General features: G+C 67.2%; 19 protein-coding genes, 4 tRNA genes and 1 pseudogene. 10 read left to right on the forward strand and 14 right to left on the reverse strand.

Annotated elements, in window-relative coordinates; translation table 11 throughout:
- Positions 1-91 precede the first annotated feature (91 nt).
- The gene (locus N8888_RS06940; protein WP_065181268.1) at positions 92-1,012 is read left to right on the forward strand and encodes a LysR family transcriptional regulator; all 921 of its coding nucleotides are present in this window, start codon (positions 92-94) and stop codon (positions 1,010-1,012) included.
- 305 nt (positions 1,013-1,317) lie between these two features.
- Here N8888_RS06940 and N8888_RS06945 read toward each other — a convergent pair.
- The 10 genes and pseudogenes from N8888_RS06945 to N8888_RS06990 all read right to left on the reverse strand — a co-directional run bounded on the left by N8888_RS06945 (position 1,318) and on the right by N8888_RS06990 (position 7,239).
- Positions 1,318-1,394 (reverse strand) — tRNA-Arg (locus N8888_RS06945).
- 32 nt (positions 1,395-1,426) lie between these two features.
- Positions 1,427-1,503 (reverse strand) — tRNA-Arg (locus N8888_RS06950).
- A 58-nt stretch (positions 1,504-1,561) separates the two neighbouring features.
- Positions 1,562-1,638 (reverse strand) — tRNA-Arg (locus N8888_RS06955).
- Positions 1,629-2,556, reverse strand: a pseudogene (locus N8888_RS06960) (alpha/beta hydrolase family protein). The gene N8888_RS06955 and the pseudogene N8888_RS06960 overlap by 10 nt, the downstream one beginning before the upstream one ends.
- Positions 2,553-3,362 (reverse strand): bifunctional hydroxymethylpyrimidine kinase/phosphomethylpyrimidine kinase, encoded by an 810-nt coding sequence (gene thiD, locus N8888_RS06965; protein WP_111185422.1) that lies wholly within the window; start codon positions 3,360-3,362, stop codon positions 2,553-2,555. Before thiD ends, N8888_RS06960 begins: the two are co-directional and overlap by 4 nt.
- A 90-nt stretch (positions 3,363-3,452) precedes the next feature.
- Positions 3,453-4,121 carry a YoaK family protein gene (locus tag N8888_RS06970; protein WP_053517265.1) on the reverse strand — a complete coding sequence of 223 codons (669 nt, stop codon included), beginning with the start codon at positions 4,119-4,121 and terminating at the stop codon, positions 3,453-3,455.
- An 11-nt stretch (positions 4,122-4,132) separates the two neighbouring features.
- On the reverse strand, positions 4,133-4,639 hold the full coding sequence (locus N8888_RS06975) for a hypothetical protein (protein ID WP_053517266.1): 507 nt from the start codon (positions 4,637-4,639) through the stop codon (positions 4,133-4,135).
- The gene (locus tag N8888_RS06980) at positions 4,636-6,036 is read right to left on the reverse strand and encodes a PhoH family protein (protein WP_053517267.1); all 1,401 of its coding nucleotides are present in this window, start codon (positions 6,034-6,036) and stop codon (positions 4,636-4,638) included. Before N8888_RS06980 ends, N8888_RS06975 begins: the two co-directional genes overlap by 4 nt.
- A gap of 81 nt (positions 6,037-6,117) precedes the next feature.
- The gene (locus N8888_RS06985; protein ID WP_263177913.1) at positions 6,118-6,597 is read right to left on the reverse strand and encodes a peroxiredoxin; all 480 of its coding nucleotides are present in this window, start codon (positions 6,595-6,597) and stop codon (positions 6,118-6,120) included.
- Between the two features lie 81 nt (positions 6,598-6,678).
- On the reverse strand, positions 6,679-7,239 hold the full coding sequence (locus tag N8888_RS06990) for a glycine cleavage system transcriptional repressor (protein WP_025879444.1): 561 nt from the start codon (positions 7,237-7,239) through the stop codon (positions 6,679-6,681).
- A gap of 164 nt (positions 7,240-7,403) precedes the next feature.
- Here N8888_RS06990 and dapA point away from each other — a divergent pair, with 164 nt between their 5' ends.
- Together dapA and N8888_RS07000 are read left to right on the forward strand one after the other, a co-directional pair.
- A complete protein-coding gene (dapA, locus tag N8888_RS06995; RefSeq protein WP_053517270.1) occupies positions 7,404-8,297 on the forward strand; it encodes a 4-hydroxy-tetrahydrodipicolinate synthase in 894 nt (297 codons plus the stop codon).
- A 32-nt stretch (positions 8,298-8,329) separates the two neighbouring features.
- Positions 8,330-8,848, forward strand: coding sequence for a hypothetical protein (locus tag N8888_RS07000; RefSeq protein WP_065174942.1), 519 nt, complete (start codon positions 8,330-8,332; stop codon positions 8,846-8,848).
- 122 nt (positions 8,849-8,970) lie between these two features.
- Here N8888_RS07000 and fdxA read toward each other — a convergent pair whose 3' ends face one another.
- Positions 8,971-9,294, reverse strand: a complete 324-nt coding sequence (gene fdxA, locus N8888_RS07005; RefSeq protein ID WP_049411316.1) for a ferredoxin FdxA — start codon at positions 9,292-9,294, stop codon at positions 8,971-8,973.
- Between the two features lie 192 nt (positions 9,295-9,486).
- On the opposite strand from fdxA, the gene N8888_RS07010 reads away from it, so the two are divergent.
- Positions 9,487-10,908: a sugar porter family MFS transporter gene (locus tag N8888_RS07010; protein WP_128989055.1), complete on the forward strand. Its 1,422-nt coding sequence runs from the start codon at positions 9,487-9,489 to the stop codon at positions 10,906-10,908.
- Positions 10,909-11,080: 172 nt separating this feature from the next.
- On the opposite strand, the gene N8888_RS07015 is transcribed toward N8888_RS07010, so the two are convergent.
- A tRNA-Glu gene (locus N8888_RS07015) sits at positions 11,081-11,155 on the reverse strand.
- A 52-nt stretch (positions 11,156-11,207) separates the two neighbouring features.
- Here N8888_RS07015 and pcnB point away from each other — a divergent pair.
- The 6 genes from pcnB to pgi all read left to right on the forward strand — a co-directional run bounded on the left by pcnB (position 11,208) and on the right by pgi (position 16,770).
- A complete protein-coding gene (gene pcnB / locus N8888_RS07020; RefSeq protein ID WP_065174944.1) occupies positions 11,208-12,587 on the forward strand; it encodes a polynucleotide adenylyltransferase PcnB in 1,380 nt (459 codons plus the stop codon).
- Between the two features lie 3 nt (positions 12,588-12,590).
- Positions 12,591-13,076, forward strand: a complete 486-nt coding sequence (folK, locus tag N8888_RS07025; protein WP_053517275.1) for a 2-amino-4-hydroxy-6-hydroxymethyldihydropteridine diphosphokinase — start codon at positions 12,591-12,593, stop codon at positions 13,074-13,076.
- 34 nt (positions 13,077-13,110) lie between these two features.
- Positions 13,111-13,926, forward strand: a complete 816-nt coding sequence (panB, locus tag N8888_RS07030; protein WP_053517276.1) for a 3-methyl-2-oxobutanoate hydroxymethyltransferase — start codon at positions 13,111-13,113, stop codon at positions 13,924-13,926.
- Positions 13,923-14,762 carry a pantoate--beta-alanine ligase gene (gene panC, locus N8888_RS07035; protein ID WP_074901264.1) on the forward strand — a complete coding sequence of 280 codons (840 nt, stop codon included), beginning with the start codon at positions 13,923-13,925 and terminating at the stop codon, positions 14,760-14,762. The genes panB and panC overlap by 4 nt, the downstream gene beginning before the upstream one ends.
- 119 nt (positions 14,763-14,881) lie before the next feature.
- Positions 14,882-15,262, forward strand: a complete 381-nt coding sequence (gene panD, locus N8888_RS07040) for an aspartate 1-decarboxylase (protein WP_053517331.1) — start codon at positions 14,882-14,884, stop codon at positions 15,260-15,262.
- Entirely contained in the window at positions 15,259-16,770 is a 1,512-nt protein-coding gene (gene pgi / locus N8888_RS07045) for a glucose-6-phosphate isomerase (protein ID WP_065174946.1), read from the forward strand. The genes panD and pgi overlap by 4 nt, the downstream gene beginning before the upstream one ends.
- 34 nt (positions 16,771-16,804) lie before the next feature.
- On the opposite strand, the gene N8888_RS07050 is transcribed toward pgi, so the two are convergent.
- Complete coding sequence (locus N8888_RS07050) at positions 16,805-17,374, reverse strand: response regulator transcription factor (protein WP_053517280.1); 570 nt, start codon at positions 17,372-17,374, stop codon at positions 16,805-16,807.
- Complete coding sequence (locus N8888_RS07055) at positions 17,371-18,597, reverse strand: ATP-binding protein (RefSeq protein ID WP_263177914.1); 1,227 nt, start codon at positions 18,595-18,597, stop codon at positions 17,371-17,373. The genes N8888_RS07050 and N8888_RS07055 overlap by 4 nt, the downstream gene beginning before the upstream one ends.
- Positions 18,598-18,686 lie beyond the last annotated feature (89 nt).

An 18,686-nucleotide genomic window follows, 5' to 3' on the forward strand; every position in this document is an offset into this window, starting at 1 on the left:
ATCGCCGTGTTTCCCTGTTGGAGAGAAGTATCCGCTTGCGCCGGTGCTTTGAAAAACGGATAGTTTTGAAAGCCATCATCGAAAAATTCGAATGCTCAAGCTCAGCCTCGAAGCCCTGCAGATCCTGGACGCCATCGATCGCCGCGGTTCGTTTGCGGGCGCCGGCAAGGCCCTGCACAAGGTGCCGTCCACCATTTCCTACACCGTGGCCAAGCTGGAAGAGGATCTTGGCGTGCAGCTGTTCGACCGGGTGGGCCCGCGTGCGGAGCCGACCGAGGCCGGTCGCGCGCTGCTGGATGAGGGCCGGCATCTGCTCCGTGCGGCCCGCGAACTGGAACTGCGGGTGCGCCGGGTGGCCTCCGGCTGGGAAACCGAACTGACCCTGGCAGTGGATTCGGTGTTTCCCACCTGGCTGCTGGGCCCGGACATCGCCGCATTTCGCGGCGCTGAGGCGCCGACCCGCCTGCGCTTGATCGGCGAGGCGCTGTCCGGCACCTGGGAGGCGCTGCTGGACCGGCGTGCCGATCTGCTGGTGGGCGCGCCGGGCGAGGGGCCGAGCGGTGGTGGCTACGTGGTCGAGCCGTTGGGTACGGTCGAGTTCGTGTTCGCGGTTGCCCCGGATCATCCCTTGGCGGCAGTGCCGGGCGTGCTGGGACGTGAGCAGCTGGTCGAGCACTGTGCGATCGCGGTGTCCGATTCGGCGCGGCGCTTGCTGCCCCGTACGGTTGGCCTGCTGATGGGGCAGGAGATGCTGACAGTGCCCGACATGGCCAGCAAGCTGAAACTGCAATGCGAGGGCGTGGGCTTCGGCTTTCTGCCCGAGCCGTGCGCGCGCGCGGCCGTGGCACGAGGCGAACTGGTTATCCGTGAGGTCGAGGAACACAAGCCGGAGGAGACCTTCTGGTTGGCCTGGCGGACCGGTGAGGATGGCGCGGCATTGCGCTGGTGGCGCGAGCGCCTGCGTAGGCCGGAGCTGCTGTCGCAGTGGTGGCGGGCAATGGCCGGGGGGTAGGTGTGCGACAGGGCTGCGCCCTGCACCCGCGACGGGCGGGAACACGGCAACAGCAACAGCTGAAGCGGGCTTGCCGGGGCAGGACGGGGTGGGTCCGGTTGCGGGAGACGCCGTAAACCCGTCCCTGGGGGCTTGGCCGCGGCATCCATGCCGCGGACACTCCCGCAACCGGACCCACCCCACCATCCCACGGAATGCGCGCTGTTGCTGTTGCTCCGGCTTTGGCTTCGGCGGGTGCAGGGCGCAGCCCTGCCGAAGAACACACATAAAAAAACAGCAGGCCGAGGCCTGCTGTTTCGGTGTAATGGTGCGCCCGGAGAGATTCGAACTCCCGACCGCCTGGTTCGTAGCCAGGTACTCTATCCAACTGAGCTACGGGCGCCAATTACATAAACCTGTTGTGTTGATCGTGTATGGTGCGCCCGGAGAGATTCGAACTCCCGACCGCCTGGTTCGTAGCCAGGTACTCTATCCAACTGAGCTACGGGCGCGCGGTACACAATCAAATTTTACTTCATTTCCAGCGGCGGATGCCGGAAACCTGTCGAGTGGTGCGCCCGGAGAGATTCGAACTCCCGACCGCCTGGTTCGTAGCCAGGTACTCTATCCAACTGAGCTACGGGCGCCCTGCGACAGGAGCGGAATTATGCGGATGTCGGCGCGTACCGTCAACCGTTTTTGTGAAGATTTTCATCCAGCTGAATGAAAAATTGGTGGGCGACCGCCTGTGGCGCCTTCATCCACGCGAAGTGGTCGGCACGCGTGCCCAGTTCCCCGTCGGACAGCACATGCAGGTGTGATGCCACATTCGGCAGTTTGTCCAGCAACGCCTGCATCGAACCGGTCGGTGCCAGCCAGTCGTGTTCCATCACCACGGCCTGCGCGCTGCCATGCACGCGTGCCATCTGCGCATCGAGATCCTCGGTCATGCCCGCGGCTGCGTAATGGTTGCTCAGGCCCACCCGCGACCAGTCGGCAATCAGGCCGCGTGCTTCGGTGCCCCCAAAGCCCAGGCGCCGGCCGTGCAGCACGCCCTGGCGGCGGGCGATCCAGGGCAGGAAGCGGTACACCAGCGGCAGAAGCCATCCGCGCGGAGGCGGAAACGTACGCCAGAACGGCGTGCCACTGGCGGCCAGCCACAGGTGCTCGAAGTGCTGCGGCTGCCGTCCTGCATGCACGCAGGCCAGCTGCCCACCCAGGCTGTGCCCACCGACGATCCAGGGCAGCACGCCTTCGCCGGCATCGGCGTTGGCGAGCAAAGCCTGGCTGGCAGGCAGGTCCTGCTCGAGCACTTCACGATAACCCCAGTCCTGCGTGCGCGAAGGGCGCAGTGAACTGCTGCCGTTGCCACGCCACTCGTGCAGGTAGACCGCGATGCCTTTCGCAGCCAGGGCCTGTGCCAGTGGCAGGTAGTGGCGCGCGGCCACGCCCAGTGCGGGGAGCCATAGCAGCCGCGCCAGCGGCTGCTCGGGTACGCAGGCCATCACCTCGAAGCGATGGCCGTCGCCGCATTCCACGGCCAGTGTCCGTGATGGCAGGCTCATGCGTGGGGCGCTGCGCCGAAATGATCCAGCACGCGCACATCGCTGCGCCCCGGCATGTAGCCCAGTTGCAGCCCGCGTGCCACGTAGTCGATCGATGCTTCGCAGGCGTTGGCCAGGCTCAGGCCATTGCACAGTTGCGCGGCGATGGCCGAGGCCAGTGTGCAGCCGGTGCCGTGCGCATCCAGCGGCAGGCGCGCGTGACTGAATTCCTCGCTGCTGACGCCATCGAAGTAGCGATCGATCACCCGGTTGCCCTCGTGCAGGTGGCCGCCCTTGAGCAGCACCGCGCCGGCCCCGAGATCCAGCAGTGCCGACGCGGCCCGCTCGGCGTCGTCTCCATCGCCGATGGTGCGGCCCACCAGCAGTTCTGCCTCCGGTGTGTTGGGAGTGACCAGCGTGGCCAGCGGGAGCAGACGCTCGCGCATTGCCTGCAGGGCGCTGTCTTCCAGCAGGCGCGCGCCACTGGTGGCGACCATCACCGGATCCAGCACCACATGTGCGGGGCGGTGACGCTGCAGTACATCGGCCACGGCGTGGATCACCTCGGCATTGGCCAGCATGCCCAGCTTCACCGCGTGGATGTCGAAATCATCGAAGCACGCGTCGAGCTGCGCGCGCAGGAATTCGATTGGCGGCACGTGCACGGCGGTGACACCGCGGGTGTTCTGCGCGGTCAATGCGGCGATCGCGGAGAGGCCATGCACGCGGTGTGCGGCGAAGGCCTTCAGGTCGGCCTGGATGCCGGCGCCTCCGCCGGAGTCGGAGCCGGCGATGGTGAGGGCGGAAACGGGAGTGGTCGGGCTCATGCGGCGATTGTGCCGTGGTCACCGGTATGGGGGTAGTGCCGGCTGCCCGCAGGGGCGGACGCCTCACGCTGCGCGTGCGTGCGGCGACGCTCAGTACCGCCAGCGTACCCATTGCTGGTACAGCACATAGACCAGCCCGGTCGCGCCGGTCAGCAGCGCGGGGGCAAGCAGGGCATCGTACTGCCAGCGAAGGAACAGCCACGCACCCATCACACCACCGGCCAGGAAGCCGCTGATGATCAGGCCACTGAGCGTCAGCCGCCGCACCTGCAGCGGCAGCCCGCGCAACAGATGGCCCAGGCCGATGCCAAGATCGGTGAACATGCCGCTGAGGTGGGTGGTCCGTATCACCGCGCCGCTGAAGGTGGTGGCCATCGCGTTCTGCAACCCGCAGGCCATCGCTGCCGACAACGCGCCCCAGATCTGCTGCTGCTTGAACAAGGGAATGGCGGCCAGCAACAGCGCCGATTCCAGTGCCAGAGCGACGCCATAGCGCCGGCCGAGCTGCAGTGCGCTGTCCTGGATCAGCAGCCCGCTGAGCATCGCACCCAGCGAAAAAGCGATCAGCAGGCCCCACAGGTGCCCGACCGCGCGCCAGTCGCCCTGCGCCAGTGCCATGCCGAGCTGGCTGGTACTACCGGTCATGTGGCTGACGGCCTGATGCTCGAAGCCCAGAAAGCCGACCACGTTGACCATGCCGGCCACGCACGACAGCGCTACGGCACCGATCCAGACCCAGGTGGGAAGGCGTATGCCCATCGGCGCGACCCTCAGGGACCGCCGAGACCGCCGTTGAACTGCAGCTCGCTGAACGCACCGGTGGCCGGGTCGAACACCGCGCCCCAGAACTGCTTGCCACCATCGCAGACGCGGATGGCCTCGCGCGCCGGCTTGATGCCGCTGTCGTCAGGCAGGCGGAACGCATTGATGTAGATCAGGCGCTTGCCGGCGCTTTCGATGCCGACGTACTGGCGGTCGAAGTCCAGTACGTCGGGCACCTGTGCCTGCAGCGAAGGCAGTGCGGCTTCCAGCTGGTCCACCTGTTGCCGGCTGGGGGCCCAGTAGCCGGTGACGCGGCCGGCATCCCGGCCCGGGCTGTGCCGCGAGCAGGTGTCGAGCACCTGCGCGGCGACGATCGGCCGGGTGACCACCCACGACTGGCCGGTGCGTTCGGCGGTCGGCACGCTGGCCGGCCCGCGGGTGGTGGTGCAGGCACCAAGGACGGCTGCGAGGGTGATCGCAGCCGTCGGCAGCAGCAGGCGGGCAGAACGGTTCACAGCACCTCCGAAGCGTAATCGGCCAGCCGCGAGCGTTCGCCACGGCGCAGGGTGATGTGCGCACTGTGCGGCCAGTTCTTGAAGCGGTCCACCGCGTAAGTCAGGCCGGATGTCGTCTCGGTCAGGTACGGGGTGTCGATCTGCTCGACGTTGCCCAGGCAGACGATCTTGGTGCCGGGACCGGCACGGGTGATCAGCGTCTTCATCTGCTTAGGGGTGAGGTTCTGCGCCTCGTCCAGGATCAGATAGCGCGACAGGAAGGTGCGGCCGCGCATGAAGTTCATCGAGCGGATCTTGATGCGGCTGGCCAGCAGATCGTTGGTTGCCTGGCGTCCCCAGGTTCCGCCTTCCTGGTTGTGCGTGAGCACTTCCAGGTTGTCGGTCAGCGCGCCCATCCACGGTGTCATCTTCTCTTCCTCGGTGCCCGGCAGGAAGCCGATGTCCTCGCCGACGCTGACGGTGGCCCGGGTCATGATGATCTCGCGGTAGCGCTGCTGGTCCATCGTCTGCGCCAGCCCCGCGGCCAGTGCCAGCAGGGTCTTGCCGGTGCCGGCGGTGCCGAGCAGGGTGACGAAGTCGATCTCCGGATCCATCAGTGCATTGAGCGCGAAGTTCTGCTCGCGGTTGCGCGCGCTGATGCCCCACACGGCGTGGCTGCCGTGGCGGAAATCATCAACCAGCGACAGCACCACCTTGCCATCGCCGACCACGCGGCTGACGCGAAGCTCCACCTCGTCCTCGCCCGGCAGGTAGACGTACTGGTTCGGGTACCATTCCTCGTCGTCCCTGGCCAGGATCTCGTAATGGGTGCGGCCCTTGTCGCTCCAGCTGCGCAGGTCGTCGCCATGGAGCTTCCAGAAATCCTCCGGCAGCTCGGTGGCGCCGGTGTAGAGCAGGCTGAAATCGTCCAGTGCGCGGTCGTTTTCGTAATCTTCCGAAACGATGCCGGCGATGGCCGCCTTGATCCGCAGGTTGATGTCCTTGGAGACGAACACCACCGGGATCTCCGGGGTCTGCTCCTTCAGCGCCAGGATGGCACCGAGGATGGCATTGTCCGGGATGACCTTGCCGAAGCTCTTGCCGGCGTCGAAATGACTGGTCTGGAAACGCAGCTTGCCGGCGCTGTGCTTGCCACGCAGCTGCAGGCCCTGTGGCCGCTGCAGCGGAATGCCGTCGGCCAGATTGTCCAGGCCGGAGGCCTGCACCAGCTCGTTGAGGAAGCGGCTGACCTGGCGGGCGTTGCGGCTTGCCTCGGACGTGCCCTTCTTGCCGTTGTCCAGCTCCTCGATCACCTGCATCGGCAGGTAGACGTCATGCTCCTCGAATTTGAACAGCGCGGTCGGATCGTGCATCAGCACGTTGGTATCCAGCACGTAGATGCGCTTGCCTCGGGTCATCGTCGATTCCTGGTTACGGACAGGGAAAAACCACCACGACCTGCGGGGCAGGGTGATGGCGGACAAAGTGGGCGATGGGAATCACTTGGATTGGGCGGCCTTCAGTTCGGCAAGCACGGCGTCGGCATGGCCGGCGACCTTGACCTTGCGCCAGGACTGCGCGATGCGGCTGTCGGGAGAAATCAGGAAGGTGCTGCGCTCGATGCCACGTACCTGCTTGCCGTACATGTTCTTCATCCGGATCACATCGAAGGCGTTGCACAGCGCTTCGTCGCCATCGCTGACCAGCGGGAACGCGAAGCCCTGTTTGGCACAGAAGTTGTCGTGTGATTTCACCGAGTCACGGGAGACGCCGAGTACGGTGGCGCCGGCCTTGCGGAACTCCGGCAGCAGCGCGTTGAAGTCGATGCCTTCGGTGGTGCACCCCGGGGTGCTGTCCTTGGGGTAGAAGTACAGCACCAGCCATTGGCCCGCGAGGTCGCCGAAGGTGGTGTGTTCGCCGCCTGACAGGGCCAGCGGGAGCGAGAGGGTGGTGCGGTCCAGGGTATCGCCGTTGTTCATGAGGTCCTTGGTTCCGGAGCCTGGGGTATTTCTACGACAGTTGCATGAAACGCCGCGCGCCCGTGACGAACGCGCGAAAAATCAGAACTTCATCGGATCCATGATCGCGTCCAGGTTCAGGTGGTCGCAGAATTCGAGGAAATCATCGCGCAGGGCGGCGATGTGCATGTTGGCCGGCACGCCGATGGTGACCTGCGCGCTGAACATTTCCGCACCGGTCTGCATGGCGCGATAGCGCGTGCTCTGCAGGGTCTCGATGGTGATGCCCTGGCGGTCGAAGAAGTCGGCCAGCTGGAACAGGATGCCCGGCTTGTCAGCGGCGATCACTTCAACGATGTACGGCAGCAGATTGGACTGCGCCTGCTTGGCCTCGGTGCGGTACCAGACCAGTTTCAGGCCTTCCTCGCGCTCGAGCCGGGTCAGCATCGCTTCCAGCTTGGCGACCGAGTCCCACGACCCGGTGGCCAGCGCGGTGACCGATACGTCGCGGCCAACCGTGGCCAGGCGCGCGTCCACCAGATTGCAGCCGCTGTCGGCAATGCGTCGGGTGACGGACAGCAGTGGGGACTCCGGATGCGTCGTATAGGCGTTGATCAGGAGGTGGTTTTCGCTCGGCGCGGGGCGCGGGGTGGTGTCGGTCAAGGCGATTCCGGGTAATGCATGCGTGAGTCTGAATGCCCGCCAGAGGCGGGGATCCACCGGAGTGCAGCATACTTGCCCGTGCTTTCGCGCCGCAAGTAACATTCAAGTCGCCCCCGCCCTTTCGTGGCGGGCGTTTTCCCTTCCCAGCCAAGAGCAGCACGTCCTTGTCCCTTTCCGGCCTCATCACCGCGCTGGCGACCCCGTTCCGGGCCGACGGTGCCCTCGATCCCGACGGTTGGCAGCGCCTGCTGCATCTGCAACTGGAAGGTGGCGTCCATGGCGTTGTCGTCGCCGGCTCGACCGGCGAAGCGGCGACGCTGTCCGATGCCGAGTACGACCAGCTGCTGGCCAGTGCGGTCGAACGCATCGGCGGACGCATCCCGGTCCTGGCCGGTACCGGCCTGTCCGGCACCGCCAAGACCATCGAACAGACCCGTCGCGCTGCCGCGCAGGGTGCCAGTCACGCTCTGGTGGTGACACCGCCTTACGTGCGTCCGACGCAGGCCGGGCTGATCGCGCACTACCGGGCCGTGGCCGACCACGGCGGGTTGCCCGTGGTGCTGTACAACGTACCCGGGCGCACCGGATGCGACATGCTGCCGGAGACCGTGGCCGAGCTGGCGGATCATCCGAACATTGTCGGCATCAAGGAGGCCGTCGGCGACATCGGGCGCGTGAAGGCCCTGCTGGCGCTGCGCAGTTCCAGGTTCGCCGTGCTCAGTGGCGACGACGGCACGGCTGCGCGCTCGATCCAGGCCGGTATCGACGGGCTGATCTCGGTCGGCTCCAACGCGCTGCCTGGTGCGTACCGCCGGATGTGCGAGCTGGCTGCCGCCCACGACCATGACGCCACCGCATCCTGGGACGCGCGCCTGCAGCCGTACCACGATTTCTGCGGTATCGAATCCAACCCGATTCCGGTCAAGGCGCTGCTGCGCCGCATCGGCATCGGCCACGACCTGCGCCTGCCGCTGCTGCCACTGTCGGCAGCGCATCATCCGGCAGCCGATCATCTGGCCGGCGACATCGCCGCGCTTGAAGCCCTTTCCAGCCACTGACCTTCCGTCTTGGTCTGATCCAGGAGATCCACATGCGTCAATCCGTTTCCGCCGTCCGCGTGCTGTCCTTCGCGCTCATCGCCCTCACCACGGTCGTGACCACCACCGGCTGCTTCAAGCGCGGTGCCAAGGGCGACTACGCCCTGGCCCCGGAGATGCGTCCGCTGGAAGTGCCGCCGGACCTGAACCTGCCGTCCGCGTCGGGCGAGAACCAGGTGCCGAGGCTGGCCTCGACCACCGCCCCGGCTGCTGTGGCCGCTCCGGCTGCCCCGGCCGTGGGCAATACCGGTTTCACCATTCCGGGCAGCAAGGACGAGGCGTTCGCCAAGGTCGGCACCGCGCTGGAAGGCGTGCAGGGCGTGACCATCGCCAGCCGTGCCCAGCTGCTGGGCTCCTACGACGTGGCCTATGAAGGCAGCAACTTCCTGGTGCGCGTGGTGGCCGTCGATGCCGGCGCTTATGTCTCTGCGGTCGATCCGCGTGGCCTGCCGGCGACCGCCGAGGCCCCGGTGAAGCTGATTGCCGCACTGAAGGCCGCGCTGGCGAAGTAAGGAACCGCCGGCAGCTGCGGACCGGGCCACGCGCCCGGGTTCGGCCGGGCAGGGCCTGGCATTGCCGGAACAGGAAAAGGGCGCCCATGGCGCCCTTTTTCATGGCGGCGGGTGCTGGCGCCTCAGCGCTCGAGCAGCTTCAGTTTGTCCGGTTTGCCATCCCACTCACCGGCGTCCGCCGGCGGGTCCTTGCGCACGGTCAGTACCGGCCAGGCCTTGGCCAGTTCGGCATTGAGGGCGACGAAGCCCTCCTGTCCGGCGGGGACATCGTCCTCGGGGAAGATCGCGTTGACCGGGCACTCCGGCTCGCAGAGGGTGCAGTCGATGCACTCATCCGGGTCGATCACCAGGAAGTTCGGGCCTTCGTGGAAGCAGTCCACGGGGCACACTTCCACGCAATCGGTGTGCTTGCACTTGATGCAGTTTTCGGTGACGACAAAGGGCATGGGCTTGGGGGTGGATCGATTCCTGAACCCGCCAATTCTAGAACAGGTTGCCCCCCGGTGTCGGCGCGGGCCTGAAAAGGGGGATCTGCCGGGCTCGAGGGCACGGCCCATTGGCGATGGGGCGGCGCCTGTGCGAGGCTGCGCGCTGCTGGCTGCCGTGGCAGCCGGACTGTCCTCCCTCCTGGAATGCCCATGTCCCCAGCTCAGCCTGCCGCCGCCGATGGTGGAGAGAACACCGCGTTCATCGTCCTGATCAGCTGCGTGGCCACCTTGGGAGGCTTCCTGTTCGGATTCGACAGTGGCGTAATCAACGGCACGGTTGATGGCCTGCGGCAGGCCTTCAACTCCAGCGAGGCGGCCCTGGGCTTCGAGGTTGCCTCGATGCTGCTGGGCTGCGCGATCGGCGCGTTTCTCGCCGGCTGGCTGGGCGACCGCCTGGGCCGACGCGGCGTGCTGATCGTGGCGGCGGTGCTGTTCCTGCTGTCGGCGCTGGGTGCGGGCGCCGCGCACGCCTCCTGGCTGTTCGTGACCGCTCGCGTGCTGGGCGGCTTCGCCGTCGGTGCGGCCAGCGTGATGTCGCCGGCCTACATCGCCGAGGTCGCTTCCGCACGCTACCGGGGCCGCCTGGCGACGGTGCAGCAGATGGCGATCATCTGCGGCCTGTTCGCCGCTTTCCTCAGCAACTACCTGCTGGCCCGTGCGGCAGGCACCTCCACCGAGCCCCTGTGGTTCGGGCAGGAGGCCTGGCGCTGGATGTTCTGGATGCAGGCGCTGCCGTCGGCGCTGTTCCTGTTGCTGCTGCTGGTGATTCCGGAAAGCCCGCGCTTCCTGGTGGTGAAGGGGCGCCAGGCGCAGGCCAGGGCGGTTCTGTCGCGGCTGTACGGCGACGCCGCGGCGGCCGCCAAACAGGCGGAGATCGAGGCCAGCCTGGACCAGGACCAGCACAAGCCGCGCTTCGGCGACCTGCTGGACAAGGGCACCGGCAGGCTTCGCCCGATCATCTGGGTGGGCATCGGCCTGGCGATGTTCCAGCAGCTGGTCGGCATCAACGTGGTGTTCTACTACGGCGCGGTCCTGTGGCAGGCCGTCGGCTTCTCGGAAAGCGATGCGCTGCTGATCAACGTTCTTTCCGGTGCGCTGAGCATCGGCGCCTGCCTGTTGACGGTGATGCTGATCGATCGGATCGGGCGCAAGCCGCTGTTGTGGGTCGGTTCGGTCGGCATGTCGGTTGCCCTGGTGCTGATGGTGGTGGCATTCGCCAGCGGCAGCCTGGTCGAAGGGCGCCTGCAGCTGTCCGATGGCATGGGCCGGCTGGCGCTGGTGGCGGCCAACGTCTATGTGGTGTTCTTCAACATGTCCTGGGGCCCGGTGATGTGGGTCATGCTGGGCGAGATGTTCCCGAACCAGATCCGCGGCCCGGCGCTCGCGGTGGCCGGTGCGGCGCAGTGGACGTCGAACTTCGCCATCACCGTGACCTTCCCGCTGCTGCTGGCAGGTATCGGCCTGGCCGGTGCCTATGGCATCTACACGGTTGCAGCGATCCTCTCGATCTTCTTCGTCGTCCGCTACGTCCGCGAGACCAAGGGCAAGGAGCTGGAGCAGATGGAAGGCTGATGGCGCCGCCCTGGTTTCCAGCGCCTTCCTGTTCCGTGGCGGCGGCAGGCCAGCCGCTCCAGGACAGGCAGGGGCGGCTCGCCCCGAGGCGACCCGCTCGACGCAACAGGCAAACCCCGGGAAACAGAAAAGCCCGCACGAGGCGGGCTTTTTCGGTTCCTGCTGTGGCGACTGGCGCTCCCTAGGGGACTCGAACCCCTGTTTTAGCCTTGAGAGGGCCACGTCCTAACCACTAGACGAAGGGAGCGTATATGTGTCGCTGCCGAGGCAGGAGCGCTAGTATATGCACCTCGATGCCATTGGGCAATCCCGAAACTTCAACCGGAAGCGCCAACATCATTTCTCCTGCTCCATCACCGTTCAGCCTGCGCGTCATCCCGCGCGACCAGCACACCATTTCCCGCAAGGACATCAGCCCGAACGCCCTGCGCGTGCTTTATCGCCTGCGCGATGCCGGCTTCGGCGCCTACCTTGTCGGCGGCGCGGTGCGCGACCTGCTGGTCAATGGCCAACCCAAGGATTTCGACGTGGCCACCGATGCCACGCCCGAACAGGTCAAACAGCTGTTCCGCAACTGCCGCCTGATCGGCCGCCGATTCCGCCTCGCCCATGTGGTGTTCGGCCGCGAGATCATCGAAGTCGCCACCTTCCGCGCCAACGTCGATGACGGCAGCGGCGACCGCGAAATGGAAAACGGCATGCTCGTGCGCGACAACGTGTACGGCAGCATCGAAGACGACGCGGTGCGCCGCGACTTCACCTGCAATGCCCTGTACTACGCGATCGAGGATTTCTCGGTGCGCGACTACGTCGGCGGTTTCGAAGACGTCCAGGCGCGCCTGATGAAGCTGATCGGCGACCCCGAGCAGCGCTATCGCGAGGACCCGGTGCGCATGCTGCGCGCGGTGCGCCTGGCGGCCAAGCTCGGCTTCCAGATCGAAGAGGGCACCGCCGCGCCGATCCCGCACCTGGCAGGCCTGCTGAACGAAGCCGCGCCCGCGCGGCTGTTCGAGGAAGTGCTGAAGCTGTTCCTGTCCGGCCACGGTGTTGCCAGTTTCGAAGGCCTGGAGCGCTACGGCCTGCTCGACGTCCTGTTCCCTGAAAGTGGCAGGGCGCTGAAGGCGAACCGCACCGGTGCACTGCGCCGCATGCTGGTCGAGGGCCTGGCCAATACCGATGCACGCGTGGCCAACGATGAGCCTGTCTCGCCCGCGTTCCTGTTCGCGCTGCTGCTGTGGCCGGCGTTCTGCCGGGCGCAGGCCACCCTGCTCAAGCAGGGCGTGGCGCCGGAAGAAGCGCAGCGTCGTGCTGCCGACCGCGTGACGGTGCAGCAGCTGAGCACCATCGCGCTGCCGCGCCGTTTCTCGCTGCCGATGCAGGAGATCTGGCTGTTGCAGTCGCGTTTCGGCTCGCGCCAGCGCAAGCGCGTGTTCCGCACGCTCACCCACCCGCGCTTCCGTGCGGCGTTCGATTTCCTGACGCTGCGCCAGGTCGCGTCGGCCGAACACGAGGCAGATGTGGCGTTCTGGCGTGAGGCGCAGGTGCAACCGGGCCGCGAGCTGGAATCGGCGCTGGATGCGATGCATGCCGAACCAGGCGACGAGGATGAGGGCGCACCGCGCAAGCGCCGGCGCCGCCGTCGGCGCTCCGGTGCCACGACCGGCAGCGCTGGCGAGTAAGCCATGACGCTGGCCTGGATCGGCCTGGGCGCCAATCTTGGCGACGCGGCCGCGACCGTCCGTGCGGCGATTGCCGCACTGGATGCGCTTCCTGACACGCGGCGCTGCCAGGCGTCGCGCCTGTATGCCACGCCGGCCTGGGGCAACGAGGATCAGCCGCCGTTCGTCAACGCGGTGGCGTCGGTGGAAACGCGCCTGCCGGCCTCCGGATTGCTGCGGGCGATGCTGGAGCTGGAGCGGCATTTCGGTCGCGTGCGCGATCCAGCCGTGCACTGGGGACCGCGGGCACTGGATCTGGACCTGCTGCTGTATGGCGCGCAGGTACTGGATGAACCGGGTCTGCAGGTGCCGCATCCCTACCTGCACGAGCGTGCCTTCGTGTTGGTGCCGCTGGCCGAGATCGCGCCGGATCTGGCCATTCCCGGCCATGGTCGCGTGCGGGATGCAGTGATGCGGGTGGATGCCTGCGGGATTGCGCCGATAGGGTGATAATGCCCGGGTTATCTCCCCCGGTTATCAGCACATGAGCACCCACGCAGACAGCAAGCCCTGGACCGTTCCCGCCTTGGCCGAGGCCAAGCGGAATGGCCAGAAGCTGGTCATGTTGACCGCCTACGACGCTGGCTTCGCCCGCACCTTCGACGCCAACGGCGTCGACCTGATCCTGATCGGTGATTCGCTGGGCATGGTCGTGCAGGGGCACGATTCCACCCTGCCGGTTACCGTGGCCGACATGGTCTATCACACCCGCGCCGTGGCCCGCGTGCTGCAGCGCGCGCTGCTGGTTGCCGATCTGCCGTTCGGTGCCGATGCAACCCCGGAACGCGCCCTCGATGCGTCGCTGCAGCTGCTGCAGGCAGGCGCGGAGATGGTCAAGATCGAGGGGGCCGGCTTCAAGGTCGATATCGTCCGTTACCTGGTCGAACGCGAGATTCCGGTCTGCTCGCATCTGGGCCTGACCCCGCAGTCGGTGCTGCGCCTGGGCGGGTTCAAGATCCAGGGCCGTGGCGATGCGGCCCGGCAGCTGGTGGAGGACGCCAGGGCCGTGGCCGACGCGGGCGCCAGCATCATCGTGCTGGAATGCGTGCCGACCCCGGTCGCGGCCGAGGTCACCGCTGCAGTGCCGGTGCCCACCATCGGCATCGGTGCCGGTCCGCAGTGCGATGGCCAGGTGCTGGTCCTGCATGACTTCCTGGGCCTGGACAGCGGCCATCGCCGACCGAAATTCGTCAAGGATTTCCTTGCCGAAGGGGGCTCGGTGGCTGGAGCCACCCGCGCCTACGCCGACGCCGTGCGTGACGGCAGCTTCCCCGACGAACAGCACGCTTACGCCCAATGATCCAGACCTTCAATGAGCTCGGCGCGTTGCGCGGGCAGATCGCCCAGTGGAAGCGCGAAGGCTTGCGCGTCGCGCTGGTGCCGACCATGGGCAACCTGCACGGTGGCCATCACGCGCTGGTGAGCCTGGCCCGCCAGTACGCCGACAGGGTGGTGGCCAGCATCTTCGTCAATCCGACCCAGTTCGGGCCCAACGAGGATTTCAGCCGGTATCCGCGCACGCCCGAGGCCGATGTCGCGGGGCTGGAGCAGGTCGGCTGCGATGCGGTGTGGCTGCCGAGCGTCGAGGCGATGTATCCGCTGGGCGTGGACAAGACCACGCGCATGCACGCGCCCGGCATCAGCGAGGTGCTGGAAGGTGCCAGCCGTCCGGGCCATTTCGATGGCGTCTGCACGGTGGTCGCCCGCCTGTTCCTGCAGGTGCAGCCGGACGTGGCTGTGTTCGGCCGCAAGGACTACCAGCAACTGGCGGTGATCCGCCAGATGGTGGCCGAGCTGTCGTTCCCGGTCCAGATCGTCGGTGCGGAGATCGTCCGTGATGACGATGGGCTGGCCAAGAGTTCGCGCAACCAGTATCTGAGCCCGGAACAGCGCCCCGTCGCGACGACCCTTCATCGGACCCTGCTGGCCATGCGCGAAGGCTATGTGGCTGGCCAGCCGCGCGAGCGCATCGAGGCCGATGCCACCGCCGCGCTGCAGGCGGCTGGTTTCCAGGTCGACTACGCCGTGCTGCGCACGCCCGAGCTGGCCGAGCCGGCATTCGAGGGTGGCGGCCGGGTGGCGCTGATCGCCGCGCGGCTGGGCACGACCCGGCTGATCGACAACCTGGAGTTCTGAGTTCCGCTGTGATGGCGCCGCCGGGCATGGCCCGGCGCTACCTGAACGGTTTGCCGGTCGTGATGCCCCGCGTTGTGCGGGTGCTAGAATCCACGCTTTCCTCTGCGTTGTACCGTGCCATGCACCTGTCCCTGCTCAAGACCAAGATCCACCGCGCCACCGTCACCCACTCCGAGCTGAACTACGAAGGCTCGATCGCCATCGATGACAACCTGCTGGCTGCCACCGGTATCCGCGAGTTCGAGCAGGTCCACATCTGGGACGTGACCAACGGTGCGCGCTTTTCGACCTATGCGATCCGCGCCGAAGCCGGCAGCGGCATCGTCTCGCTCAATGGTGGCGCCGCGCGCCACGTGCAGGTCGGCGACATCATCATCATCGCCGCCTTCGCCAGCATGACCGAGCAGGAAGCGGACAGCTTCAAGCCGAAGCTGGTGTACGTGGATGGCAGCAACCAGATCACCCACACCAACGACACGATCCCGACCCAGGCCGCATGACAACGAACAACGGATTCGACTCGCTGCATTCCCACGCCCAGCGCCTGAAGGGCGCAAGCATCCCCAGCCTGCTCGCCGCCGAACCTGGCCGTGTGCAGGAGCTGGCGCTGCGGGTCGGTCCGTTGTATGTGAACTTTGCCCGGCAGAAGTACGACGCCGCGGCGCTGCAGGCGCTGCTGGCGCTGGCAGCAGAACGCGATGTCGGGGGCGCCATCAACCGCCTGATGCGCGGCGAGCAGGTCAACCTGACCGAAGGCCGCGCGGCGCTGCACACGGCGCTGCGTGGTGACGTGGTCGACGCGCCGGTGGCCGCCGATGCCCATGCCACTGCACGCGAAATCCGTCAGCGCATGGGAGTCCTCGTGCGTGCGCTGGAAGACAGCGGCGTGACCGACGTGGTGAGCGTCGGCATCGGGGGATCCGATCTTGGCCCGCGGCTGGTCGCCGATGCGTTGCGCCCGGTCAGCGGCGCGCGCCTGCGCGTGCATTTCGTATCGAACGTGGACGGCGCGGCCATGCAGCGCACGCTGGCCACGCTTGACCCGGCGCGCACCGCCGGCATCCTGATCTCCAAGACCTTCGGCACCCAGGAAACCCTGCTCAACGGCCAGATCCTGCACGACTGGCTGGGTGGCAGTGAGCGCCTGTATGCCGTCAGCGCCAATCCCGAGCGCGCAGCGAAGGCCTTCGCCATCGCCGCAGAGCGCGTGCTGCCGATGTGGGACTGGGTCGGTGGCCGTTACTCGCTGTGGTCGGCGGTCGGCTTCCCGATTGCGCTGGCGATCGGCTTCGAGCGTTTCGAACAGCTGCTGGAGGGTGCGGCGCAGATGGACGCGCACGCACTGGATGCACCGCTGGAGCGCAATCTGCCGGTGCTGCATGGCCTGACCGACATCTGGAACCGCAACCTGCTGGGCTGCGCCACCCATGCGGTGATGACCTACGACCAGCGCCTGGCGTTGCTGCCGGCCTATCTGCAGCAGCTGGTGATGGAAAGCCTGGGCAAGCGCGTGCAGCGTGATGGCCAGCCGGTGACCACCGATACCGTGCCGGTGTGGTGGGGCGGTGCGGGCACCGATGTGCAGCACAGCTTCTTCCAGGCGCTGCACCAGGGCACCAGCATCGTCCCGGCTGACTTCATCGGCTGTGTGCACAACGACGATCCCTATACCGTCAATCATCAGGCGCTGCTGGCCAACCTGCTGGCGCAGACCGAAGCGCTGGCCAACGGTCAGGGCAGCGACGATCCGCACCGCGACTACCCGGGCGGTCGTCCGAGTACGCTGATCCTGCTCGATGCACTGACGCCGCAGGCGCTGGGTGCGCTGATCGCCATGTACGAGCACGCGGTGTACGTGCAGTCGGTGATCTGGAACATCAACGCCTTCGACCAGTTCGGGGTCGAGCTGGGCAAGCAACTGGCCAACCAGTTGCTGCCGGCATTGCAGGGCGAGGGCGTGGCGATCGCCGACCCGATGACCCGCGAGATCCTGGCGCAGATCCGGTAGCGCCGGGCCATGCCCGGCGGACGCGACCCCGGGCTCAACGGCTCGGATCGCGTTCCGGGCTTGGCCGCTTGGCCAGTTTGCGCTGCAGCGACCGTCGGTGCATGCCGAGCAGGCGGGCGGCAGCGGACACGTTGCCGCCCGTCTCGTGCATCGCCTGCTGGATGTGTTCCCACTGCAGGCGACTGATCGGCGTCATCGCGTCGGGGACTTCCATCTCGCCGTCGTCGGCCGGGCCGTCGTCCTCTTCGCCCAGCGCGCGCAGGATCATCGGTACCGTTGCCGGCTTGGGCAGATAATCGTCTGCGCCCAGCTTGATGGCTTCCACGGCTGTGGCGATGCTGGCATAACCGGTGACCAGCAGGATCCGCATGTCCGCACGCAGGGCACGCAGGGGCTGGATCAGGGCCAGGCCGGAATCACTGCCGAGCTTGAGGTCGATCAGCGCGAAAGCCGGTGGATGCTGGCGGGCCAGCATCAGCGCAGTGGCCGCGTCCTGCGCGGTCTGCGTTTCGAGTCCCTTGCGCGCCAGGCTGCGCTGCAGGGTACGCAGGTACAGCTCGTCGTCGTCGACCAGCAGGCCCTGGGTGGAGTGGTGCAGGCTCATGGGGTGTCCTCGCGTGGGGCCAGCGGCAGGCGGAAGCCGACGCGACTGCCGGCCCCCTGGGCCGGGCGCATCCACATCTCGCCGTCGAGGCGTTCGATGGTGGCATGGGACAGGGCCAGGCCGACGCCCATGCCCTCGCTCTTGCTGCTGCCGAACAGCGTGCCCGGCAGCACGGCGGCACGGGCATCGAAGCCGTGGCCGTAGTCGCGGACTTCGCCGATCAGGTCGTCGCCGTCGATGCGCAGGCTCAGGTCCACGCGCGGGCGCCCGGCCTGCTCTCCGGCATCGGCCGCGTTGTTGAGCAGGACCATCAGCAGGTGGCCCACGCCGGGGTCCAGCGGCAGCCGCAGCGGCGCATCGTCGTTGCGGTGCAGGTCGATGGTCGGCCGCACCAGCCGCCATTGTTCCAGCACCTGCTGGGCGCTGGAGCGGCTGCGTCCGGGCATGTCGGCCGATGCCGGCGCGGCCAGTGCCAGCACCCGTTCGCGGCACTGCACGAGCAGTTCGCGCAGGGTTTCCATGTCCTCGCGTACTTCCGGCTCCTCGCTGCGCTCGGCAACGTCGTCGGCCAGCAGGGTCATGGTCGCCAGCGGCGTGTTCAGTTCATGCGCCACCGAGGCGGCGTGGGTGGCCAGGGCGACAATGCCCTCGTTGCGGGCGAAGCGTTCACGCAGTGCCGAGAGCTCCAGTTCCCGTTGCCGCAGGGCCAGGGCCAGGCGCGTGGAGAACGTCAGCACGACAGTGGCGGAGATCAGGAAATTGGCGACCACGCCCCAGCGGTTCAGGTCCTGCGCAAGGAAGTAGCCGTCCGGCAGCGGCTGGCCGAACAGTCCGCTGGCGGCGTAGCCGAGCAGGCAGGCCAGGGCCACCGCCAACGCCCAGCGCAGGGGCAGGGCGAAGGCAGCCAACGCAATCAGGATCAGGAACAGGGAGCTGAACGGATTGGCCATGCCGCCGCTCCAGCTGATCATCCAGGTCAGGATGATCACGTCCACCAGAATGTGGCCGAAGGCTGTCAGTGGTGCGGTATCGGCCGCTTCCGGCCGCAGCTGGGTGTAGACGTTGAACAGCGCGAGCACGGCGACGCCGGCCCACAGCGGCAGCGGCGGCAACGGCAGGCCCAGCACCCAGGTGGCGACCAGGATGGTGGCGGCCTGGCCGGCCACGGCCAGCCATCGCAGGCTGCACAGGGTGCGGAGAAACGGGGCGTCTGGACCGGTCATTCGCGCCCATCGTATGCGTTCGCGGGCGGGTGTGCCTGCGACAATCGGCCGCAGCCGTGCCGGCGGCTGAATGCGAGTCACCCGGAAAC

The organism is Stenotrophomonas maltophilia, from assembly GCF_025642255.1.
GTDB classification, from domain to species: domain Bacteria; phylum Pseudomonadota; class Gammaproteobacteria; order Xanthomonadales; family Xanthomonadaceae; genus Stenotrophomonas; species Stenotrophomonas maltophilia_P.

What these genes read in the sequence shown, in the direction of transcription:
- panD (WP_053517331.1), top strand. Translation starts at nt 14,882, where the DNA reads ATGCACCTGTCCCTGCTCAAGACCAAGATCCACCGCGCCACCGTCACC.
- N8888_RS07010 (WP_128989055.1), top strand. Translation starts at nt 9,487, where the DNA reads ATGTCCCCAGCTCAGCCTGCCGCCGCCGATGGTGGAGAGAACACCGCG.
- panC (WP_074901264.1), top strand. Translation starts at nt 13,923, where the DNA reads ATGATCCAGACCTTCAATGAGCTCGGCGCGTTGCGCGGGCAGATCGCC.
- N8888_RS07050 (WP_053517280.1), bottom strand. Translation starts at nt 17,374, where the DNA reads ATGAGCCTGCACCACTCCACCCAGGGCCTGCTGGTCGACGACGACGAG.
- pgi (WP_065174946.1), top strand. Translation starts at nt 15,259, where the DNA reads ATGACAACGAACAACGGATTCGACTCGCTGCATTCCCACGCCCAGCGC.
- panB (WP_053517276.1), top strand. Translation starts at nt 13,111, where the DNA reads ATGAGCACCCACGCAGACAGCAAGCCCTGGACCGTTCCCGCCTTGGCC.
- folK (WP_053517275.1), top strand. Translation starts at nt 12,591, where the DNA reads ATGACGCTGGCCTGGATCGGCCTGGGCGCCAATCTTGGCGACGCGGCC.
- N8888_RS06970 (WP_053517265.1), bottom strand. Translation starts at nt 4,121, where the DNA reads ATGGGCATACGCCTTCCCACCTGGGTCTGGATCGGTGCCGTAGCGCTG.
- thiD (WP_111185422.1), bottom strand. Translation starts at nt 3,362, where the DNA reads ATGAGCCCGACCACTCCCGTTTCCGCCCTCACCATCGCCGGCTCCGAC.
- N8888_RS06940 (WP_065181268.1), top strand. Translation starts at nt 92, where the DNA reads ATGCTCAAGCTCAGCCTCGAAGCCCTGCAGATCCTGGACGCCATCGAT.
- N8888_RS06980 (WP_053517267.1), bottom strand. Translation starts at nt 6,036, where the DNA reads ATGACCCGAGGCAAGCGCATCTACGTGCTGGATACCAACGTGCTGATG.
- N8888_RS07055 (WP_263177914.1), bottom strand. Translation starts at nt 18,597, where the DNA reads ATGACCGGTCCAGACGCCCCGTTTCTCCGCACCCTGTGCAGCCTGCGA.
- N8888_RS07000 (WP_065174942.1), top strand. Translation starts at nt 8,330, where the DNA reads ATGCGTCAATCCGTTTCCGCCGTCCGCGTGCTGTCCTTCGCGCTCATC.
- N8888_RS06985 (WP_263177913.1), bottom strand. Translation starts at nt 6,597, where the DNA reads ATGAACAACGGCGATACCCTGGACCGCACCACCCTCTCGCTCCCGCTG.
- fdxA (WP_049411316.1), bottom strand. Translation starts at nt 9,294, where the DNA reads ATGCCCTTTGTCGTCACCGAAAACTGCATCAAGTGCAAGCACACCGAT.